The sequence below is a fragment of the Pseudaminobacter soli (ex Zhang et al. 2022) genome (genome assembly GCF_014595955.1).
GTDB classification, from domain to species: domain Bacteria; phylum Pseudomonadota; class Alphaproteobacteria; order Rhizobiales; family Rhizobiaceae; genus Kumtagia; species Kumtagia pseudosoli.
Map to the genome: position 1 here is coordinate 22,155 of NZ_JABVCF010000027.1, position 7,853 is coordinate 30,007.

Genomic DNA, 7,853 nt, shown 5'->3' on the forward strand with positions numbered 1-7,853 from the left:
ATTGGCGATGGGATCCCTCCGGGAGCCTCAAAGGACGCACGATTGGATTTAGCGGCAATGGCCAACGGCTCTATGCCGGCGTCGCTCGCTCCCGCCACGCGTGGCTCGTCATCGCGTAGAGATGGTGATGCTTCAACTCGGGATGGGTATCCGGAACACCCGGGTGATCGAACTCGCCGCGCCGCTTCATGCCGAGCCGCCGCATCACCGCGATCGAACGCTCATTGTTCGAGACGGCGAAGGAGAGCACTGCGTCCAGCCCAAGGCGGGTGAAGGCGAAATCCAGAAGACCTGACGCCGCTTCCGTCACGTAGCCTTTGCCCCAGAATTCCGGCGCCAGCCGCCAGCCGATCTCGTGCGCACCGGGGCCGCCAATGCCGTCGACCTCGATCGGCCGCAGGCCGACGAACCCGGCGCACTCGCCGGTCTCCAGGACCTCGACCGCCGTCCAGCCATAGCCTTGCGCCTCTATGTCCGCCCGCATCCGGTCCATCACGGCGTCACTGGTCGCCCGATCGCGTCGGAACGGAAAGAATTCCATCACCTGCTCGTCGGAATTGATGCGGTGGAAGAGAGAGCGATCGCGCTCCTCCCAATTGCGCAGCACCAGCCTCGGTGTCCGCAGCAGGATCATCGCACGATCTGCGCTTGCGTGTATCCCTGCATGAAGAGCAGGGCCGTGAGGTCGCCGAAATCAATCCTGATGCGCGCCTGTTCGGCGACTGCCGGCTTGGCATGCAGCGCTACGCCGGAGCCCGCCAGCGCCAGCATGTCGAGATCGTTCGCCCCGTCCCCCACCGCGATCGCTTGGTCTGGACCTATGCCAAGGCGCGCCGTGATCTCGAGCAGGGCAGCCGCCTTCGCCTCGCGCCCGAGGATCGGCTCCGCGACCTTGCCCAGCAGACGGCCATCCTCTTGAAGCAGCCGGTTTGCCCGGTTCTCGTCGAATCCAAGCCTTTCCGCGATGCGCGAGGTAAAGGCCGTAAACCCTCCTGATATAAGGGCGGTCCAGGCTCCGTGTTCGCGCATGGTGGCGACCAACTCGCGGCCGCCGGAAGCCAGCGTGATGCGGCTGGCAATGATGCGGTCGATCACCTCAATTTCGAGGCCCTTGAGCAGGGCGACACGCTCGCGCAGCGCCGGCTCGAAGGCGATCTCGCCATTCATGGAGCGGGCAGTGATCGCGGCGACGTGCTCCTTCAGCCCGACCTCGTCGGCTAGTTCGTCGATGCACTCCTGGTCGATCATGGTGGAATCCATGTCGGCCAGCAGCAGCCGCTTGGCGCGTCCTTCGGACGGCTGAACGATCAGATCGACGCGCTCTGCTGCCAGTTCCCGGCGCAGGCCGGCCGCGATTGCCTCAATCTCCGAACCCCTGAGCCCAGGCGCCAGGAGCAGGTCGCAGGCGATAGCGTCGGAGAGCCACCGCTTCTCCGTTGCATTGAGCAGGCGCGATGCCATATCGACGAGCGGCGCGCTCAAGGCGCGTTCAGTCGGGTGCGAGATCAGGGTGGCCACGAACGACATCGAAGAGTCCAGCGGCGAGCGGGGTGGTCTGCTCGGGAATGCGGTTCTGATAGCCGGCCCGACCGCCAGCGGCAAGTCGGCCGCAGCATTGCGAGTCGCGCGGCAGCTTGGCGGCGCTATCATCAACACCGACTCGATGCAGGGCTATGCGGTGATCGACGTGCTCACGGCGCGGCCCTCGGCTGACGATCTCGCTAGGGCGCCGCACCATCTCTATGGGCACGTGCCGCCGTCCACAGCCTATTCGACAGGCGCCTGGCTGCGGGATGCCATGAGTCTCGTCTCTACCGGCAAGCTTGCAGGCAGGGTGCCGATCTTCGTGGGCGGGACGGGGCTCTACTTTCGGGCTTTGCTCTCAGGGCTTTCGGAGATGCCGGATGTTCCGGACCGAATCCGGGAGCGATGGCGCTACGAACTGACGGAGCAGGGACCGCAAAAACTGCACCGGCTGCTATCCCGAGAGGATCCGGACGCCGCCGCTCGGATCGGGCCGACCGATGCGCAGCGGATCGTGCGCGCACTGGAGGTGCTGGAGAGTTCCGGACGGTCGATAGTAGAGTGGCAGCGGACGTTGGGTCGCCCACTCGTCGACCCGGCCAGTCTCCGGGCCTATGTCATCGAGCCTGATCGCGCCGATCTGGTCGGGCGCATCGATGCTCGCTTCGACCACATGCTGGAGCGGGGCGCGCGGGATGAGGTCGCCGCTCTGGTTCGGCTGGAGCTTGACCCGGCGCTGCCGGCGATGAAGGCGATCGGCGTGAGAGAACTGTCCGCGGCCGCACGTGGGGAAATCTCGGAGGAAGAGGCGATTCTCCGAGCCAAGATCGCGACGCGGCAATATGCCAAGCGCCAGACGACGTGGTTCCGCAACCAGTTCGGCCCGGAGTGGACGAGGGTCCGCTCGCCGGACGAAATCCAGCTCTGACTACAGGTCAGCCTGCATGTCAGCGCGGCGGTCTTGTGGTCATGCAGCCGGCATTAACGTCCCATAAGCCTGGAGGTGCGATAACGAAGAGGCCCCGCCCCGTTCGGAAGAAGCGATGCAATTCCACAAATCAGAATCGGCCTTCTTCGTCTTCATGGCCGTCGTTCTCGTGGCGGGCGGGCTGGTTGTCTATTCGTACCACGCTATTCCGGCCGGGATGCCTGCTGCGGGCGACCTTCCTATCGACCTCGCCCTCCTGAAAAACCTCCTGCTCGCCAGCGGCGTGCTGGTCGCGGTGGCACTGTTTTTCGGGGCGTTCTTCATCTACCCGCAGATTCGGGGCCAGGCTCGGGAAGAAGTGAAGCTGCGGGAAATGACCCAGTCCCTCAGCGCCCGCTCCGAAACGCTGAAGCACGCAGCGCTCACCGATCCACTGACCGGCATGCACAACCGGCGGTATTTCGATGAGGCATTGGAGGCATACCTCCAGGAATTCGGCAGGATCGACAGGCCCGTCGGGTTGATGGTATTCGACCTCGACCACTTCAAGCAGGTCAACGATACGCACGGCCACGACGTAGGCGATGAAGTGCTCCGGACAGTGGGTCGCTGCCTCAAGGAGATGACCCGCTACCACGATGTCGTCGCCCGCCTCGGCGGCGAGGAGTTTGCCGTCGTCGCGCCCAATATGGACATGGACGGCATGGTCCGCCTCGCCGACCGAATCCGCGATGGTATTGCCGCCCTGCCGATCCTGGCCGGCAATGTCCGCCTGAGAATCACCTCGAGCGTCGGTCTTGCCCTTTGGGACGGGAAGGAAAGTGCCGAGGAGTTCTTCCGCCGAGCCGACCAGCAACTCTACCATGCCAAGAAGGAAGGCCGGAACCGCGTGTCGGCGTAGGCCGCTGGACGACGGGGTGGACCCCACGATGCGCTCGAGTTGGAGGAACTCAACCCTTCAGGTTGAGACGGTGGCGCCGATCCCCAGCCGGCAGCCTACTCACGAACGTGTTCGCAGGCCGAATGATGCGTTGCGGTTTTCCGTCCTGGGCTCCTGCCGCTCTGCGCCATGGCTCGGCGGGGCCGCAGCCGCCGGCCTGCGGAGAGCCGGCTCGGCAAAGCGCGGGTCCGCAATCTCCGGCCTGCGATAGGCCGGCTCGCCGGCCTGCATCGGTGCAGGCTCGGGCCTCTGATAGCCGAGATCGCCGGGCTGCGGGGTTGGTTCGGCAAGCTCCGCCATTCCGAAGCTATTCGTTACCGGCCGATACTGGTTTCTCATGCGATCGACAATCTGACCGAGGTCGACGTCGCCGAGGTCGGCCGAAGCGAGTTCCTCTCGCCGGTTCTTGCCCCGGCCCGGGATCTTCTCCGGCGGAAGCTTCTCGAATTTCAGGCGCATCGTCGTGGCGACGCCCTCGCCGAACGCGATCGCCTCGCGCTGCCCCATCGAGGACAGGAACGAAAGGCTCGAGGCCGAGGAGTCGGCGATCGCCGACTTGATGATGGCCTGGTCCTGCTCGTTGGCAAGCCGCATGGCGAAGATGGTCGAGCACTGCGACAGGATCGTCGGATCGAGTTCGCCCGGCCGCTGCGTGACCACGCCGAGGTAGCAGCCGTATTTGCGGCCCTCCTTGGCGATGCGCGACAGCGCATGGCGGGTCGGCGCAAAACCGAGGCGCGGATCGGACGGAATGTAGCGATGCGCCTCCTCGCACATCAGGAGCAGCTTCAGCCTGCCGTCGCTCCATACCGCAAGGTCGAAGGCGAGCCGCGCCAGCACGGAGCAGACCGCGTTCACGACCTCCGACGGCAGCCCCGCCATCTCGAAGCATGTCACCGGCTTGCCGTTGCTCGGAACGCGGAAAATCTTGCCGATCGTCTCGTGGATCGAATCCTCGATGATCCGCGAGGCGAACATGAACCGATAGCGCGGGTCGACGAGCGCGGCTTCGATGCGCGTGCGCAGCGACTTGAGGGCAGGGCGGTCGTGCTTGCTTTCCAGCAATCCCGTGCGCTCGTCGAGGAGCCGGATCAGGTCGGCCATGCGGTAGGGGACGGGCGTGTCCGCGGTGACGGCGTCCTGGCTGCGCCGCATCACCGAGCCGGACTGGCCCTGCCGGTATGAGGCCTTGGCCAGCGGAATAAGGTCGCGCAGGATGTCGACCTCCTCCGGCACGAGTTCGCGGCCGCGGAACAGCACTTCGGCCAGTTCCTCGAGGCGGAACAGCCAGAAGGGCAACTCCATCGAATTGGTGTCGATGCGCACGGCATGCTCGGCAAGCGCGCCAGCGAATTCGTTGTGCGGGTCCAGCACCAGGATGCGCAGGTCCGGGCGCGCCTCGATCGTTTTGCGCATGAGCAGGGCGACGGTCGTGGATTTGCCAACGCCGGTGGTGCCGACGATAGCGACATGGCGGGACAGGGTATCGTCGATGGCGATGCGCGCCTCGACGGACTCGTCCTGCGACAGCGAACCGATGGTGACCGCCGGCCGGCCGGCGAGATCGTAGACCGCCTGCAGGTCGCGTGCGCGGATGCGGTGGGCGATGGCGCCGATGTGCGGGTATTGCGTGATGCCGCGGTCGAAGACCGGCGGATTGGGCGGCTCGCTGTCGCGGACCTCGCCGACGAGTTCGACGCCGACCTCGATCGCGTTCTTGCTGTCGATATTCCAGACGTGCTCGGCCTTGCCGATCGAATAGACCAGTCCAACCGTCCTGATCGACCCGAGATTGATGGACATCATCTTGCCGACCGTCCATTCGCCGGTCACGGCGCCCTCATCCGTATCGGCAAAGGCGGCGATCGTCGCGCGCGCGCCGTCGCACTGCACGACATGGCCCAGGATGCGCTTGTCGTTCTGAGCTGCGTCGCGCCGCTCCTGGGTCGTGTTTTCTCCAGGGGTCTCGCCCCGCTCGACAAACATCGGCCGTACCACTCCACCGTCCACCAAATTGGGATCGTACGCAGGCTGTGTTAAGCCCGCGTGTGCCGAGATGGTCGATAAGCCGCTAACAAATTCGGTAAAATGTTATGCAAACTCGAGATCGGGCACCTGACGTCGAGACAAGATCATAGCTTGCACGCGGCGGCGTTTCAGTCGAGTGGGCTCTTTTCGCCGAACAGATCGGCCATCAGACCGTCGCGCGCCTGCAGCCCTTGCGGCGTGGACTGTCGTGGGCTGTCCTTGATGAGCCGCGCAAAGACGACGGTGCGGCCATCGCGCTGCGCCCAGCCCACGAACCAGCCGAAGCGCTCATCCTTTAGCGAACGGCCATCGGCGCCGCGCGGTATTCCCGTCCCGGTCTTGCCGTAGGTCTGCCACCCGCCAGGCTGCACTCCATAGTCCAAAATAGCGGCGGTATTGGCGAGTGCCGCCTCGCTGACCGGCAGTTCGCGGCGTACAAGCTTGCGAAGAAAGTCGACCTGCTCAGCCGGCGAGATCTGGAGGGAGGAACTTAGCCAAGCGTTCGTCAGTCCGTTGGCTTTTCCCGGATCGCCCGAGACATCCCGGTTTCCGTACCCGAACTTCTCGACATAGCCTTTGAAACGCTTTTCTCCGAGCCGTTGGGTGACCTGCTGCGAGTACCAGACGACCGAATACTTCATCCAACGCGCAGGCGTCGCGGGCCGCTTCCACTCGGGCCGCCAACTGGCGTAGCCTTTGCGGAACGGGAGTTCCGGCGCCGAGGGCGATGTCAGAATACCTGCGTCGAACCCCATCAGGCTGATGGCGATCTTGAAGGAGGAGGCGGGTGACATTCGCTTTGCGCAATCGCCTTCTTCGACGAGGGTTCGTCCGCTGTCGGCGTCGGCAATCAGGGTGCAGATGGTCTTCGTCTCTGCAGAGGCCGGCAGGGTAAGAGCGAGTACGACTGCCACGATGGATAGGACGAGTCCGCGCATGTCGCTTTCTCCTGGAGATGCCGTTTATTGGCTCACGCACTACTATCCGAGCCTAAATCCTTCCAAACTATTCACATGCGAGTTCGGAATGATTCGCCGAGAAGAGTGTCCGCGAAGTGCCCGACCGCTCCCTTGATGGATGCGTTATTGAGGGCCGTAACACCCGCACGCGGATGGCAGAAGCCAGTCACATCCAAACTGACATGCAGGATTAAGAATGATGTGCTCCATCTCGGGAAAGTCTGCCCCCTGCACGATTCGAGGATCGCGCGGATGGTTGGCGTGATCGGCGTCCACACCCATCGGTCTCCCTTCCCCTTGGCCGCTATCTCGCCCGCCTCCCAGTTCACCTCGGGCCAGCGGATAAGGGTCTCCCCGAACCGCCGGCCGCTGATGCGCTTGAAATCGAACCATTCCTGGTACTCTGACCGGATCGAAGCTTCGAGCGCCTCCTGCTCGTGCCGGTGGAACTCGCGCACTCTCTCCCGGGGCTCTTTCAGCAAATGCTCCTTCCAGTGCGGTGCTCGCGGCAGAATGGCACTTCAGGATCGTCACGGCGAAGCCGAGCCGGCCGCGCGCCGAAAGCGCGAGCCGGGACGCTCGGTGACCGCCCCGCCGGCCAGTTGACAGCCGCAGCGACGGCGCCGGTGCAGCCGCGGCCGAGACCACCGTCAGAGTCGGTCCGGCGGGGAACTCACAACCGGCAGCCCGAGGTCAGGGCGACGCGTCATCGCGACGCCCGGACCACGCTCTGGACTTCCATCGATGAAGATGACGCCGCCCGCCTCCAGGGCGGAGCGCACCTTGTCGATCGCGTCTACGAGGACATTGCTCTCCCCCTTCTCGATCCTGACGACGATCTGCCGGCTGACGCCCGCGAGCCCGGCCAATTCCTCCTGGCTCAGGCCCAGCAGGGCCCGGCCCGCGCGCAGCACCCCCATAATCTCCGTCATCGAATCCATGGGCCTGAAAAGCTGCAATCGGACACCATTGTCAACAATTTGAGCCAAGGATACGCGGCCGAATCCATCTACGGACTGGTTGCCTGTGCCGAACGCCGCAAGGTCCCCAGGGCATTCCTGCCGCTTTCCTCCACGCCCGCCGGCACAACCCAGCGAGATGATCAAGGCCGTCCGCGCGGCAGGTCTGCGTCGGGGAATGCACTTCAAGCCCGAGAGCCGCCCCTCGATCGGCTCTCGCGCGCTTGCCCACACGCATCCCATGTTTGACAGTCAGCGCTGCAACCGAGTTCCACCGAGTCTCACCCCAGTCGTGCAACGACCCTTCATATCCATGGGCACCGCAGAGAGAAGTTGCGTGCAGCTTTGCCGTAGGGGATGGCGATGCGCCGGAAGTCTTTCAACCTGCGTAAGGCAGTCTCTATGCGCGCCGTCGGCCCTTGTGGGAAACTATCCGGCGCGGCGGCTTTCCTCGCGCCGTGGCAGCTTCCAGTTCGGTCGCGGGAAATGGCAGGTGTAGCCGTTCGGATAGCGTT

General features: G+C 64.5%; 8 protein-coding genes. 2 read left to right on the plus strand and 6 right to left on the minus strand.

From position 1 onward, the window contains the following. Nucleotides 1–70: 70 nt before the first annotated feature. Nucleotides 71–634, minus strand: coding sequence for a GNAT family N-acetyltransferase (locus tag HUI96_RS28230; RefSeq protein ID WP_188258032.1), 564 nt, complete (start codon nt 632–634; stop codon nt 71–73). Continuing rightward, complete coding sequence (gene serB / locus HUI96_RS28235; RefSeq protein ID WP_188258033.1) at nt 631–1,527, minus strand: phosphoserine phosphatase SerB; 897 nt, start codon at nt 1,525–1,527, stop codon at nt 631–633. Before serB ends, HUI96_RS28230 begins: the two co-directional genes overlap by 4 nt. On the opposite strand from serB, the gene miaA reads away from it, so the two are divergent. Beyond that, the gene (gene miaA, locus HUI96_RS28240) at nt 1,511–2,452 is read left to right on the plus strand and encodes a tRNA (adenosine(37)-N6)-dimethylallyltransferase MiaA (RefSeq protein ID WP_337918678.1); all 942 of its coding nucleotides are present in this window, start codon (nt 1,511–1,513) and stop codon (nt 2,450–2,452) included. The genes serB and miaA overlap by 17 nt on opposite strands. Before the next feature lie 115 nt (nt 2,453–2,567). Then, the gene (locus HUI96_RS28245; protein WP_188258034.1) at nt 2,568–3,353 is read left to right on the plus strand and encodes a GGDEF domain-containing protein; all 786 of its coding nucleotides are present in this window, start codon (nt 2,568–2,570) and stop codon (nt 3,351–3,353) included. Nucleotides 3,354–3,452: 99 nt separating this feature from the next. Here HUI96_RS28245 and HUI96_RS28250 read toward each other — a convergent pair whose 3' ends face one another. From HUI96_RS28250 to HUI96_RS28265, 4 genes are all read right to left on the minus strand, one after another. Next, nucleotides 3,453–5,378, minus strand: a complete 1,926-nt coding sequence (locus tag HUI96_RS28250) for an ATP-binding protein (RefSeq protein ID WP_188258035.1) — start codon at nt 5,376–5,378, stop codon at nt 3,453–3,455. Between the two features lie 170 nt (nt 5,379–5,548). Next, nucleotides 5,549–6,358 (minus strand): class D beta-lactamase, encoded by an 810-nt coding sequence (gene blaOXA / locus HUI96_RS28255; protein ID WP_188258036.1) that lies wholly within the window; start codon nt 6,356–6,358, stop codon nt 5,549–5,551. Nucleotides 6,359–6,429: 71 nt separating this feature from the next. Beyond that, complete coding sequence (locus HUI96_RS28260) at nt 6,430–6,837, minus strand: hypothetical protein (RefSeq protein WP_188258037.1); 408 nt, start codon at nt 6,835–6,837, stop codon at nt 6,430–6,432. 192 nt (nt 6,838–7,029) lie between these two features. Next, complete coding sequence (locus HUI96_RS28265) at nt 7,030–7,311, minus strand: helix-turn-helix transcriptional regulator (protein WP_237684447.1); 282 nt, start codon at nt 7,309–7,311, stop codon at nt 7,030–7,032. Between the last annotated feature and the right edge of the window lie 542 nt (nt 7,312–7,853).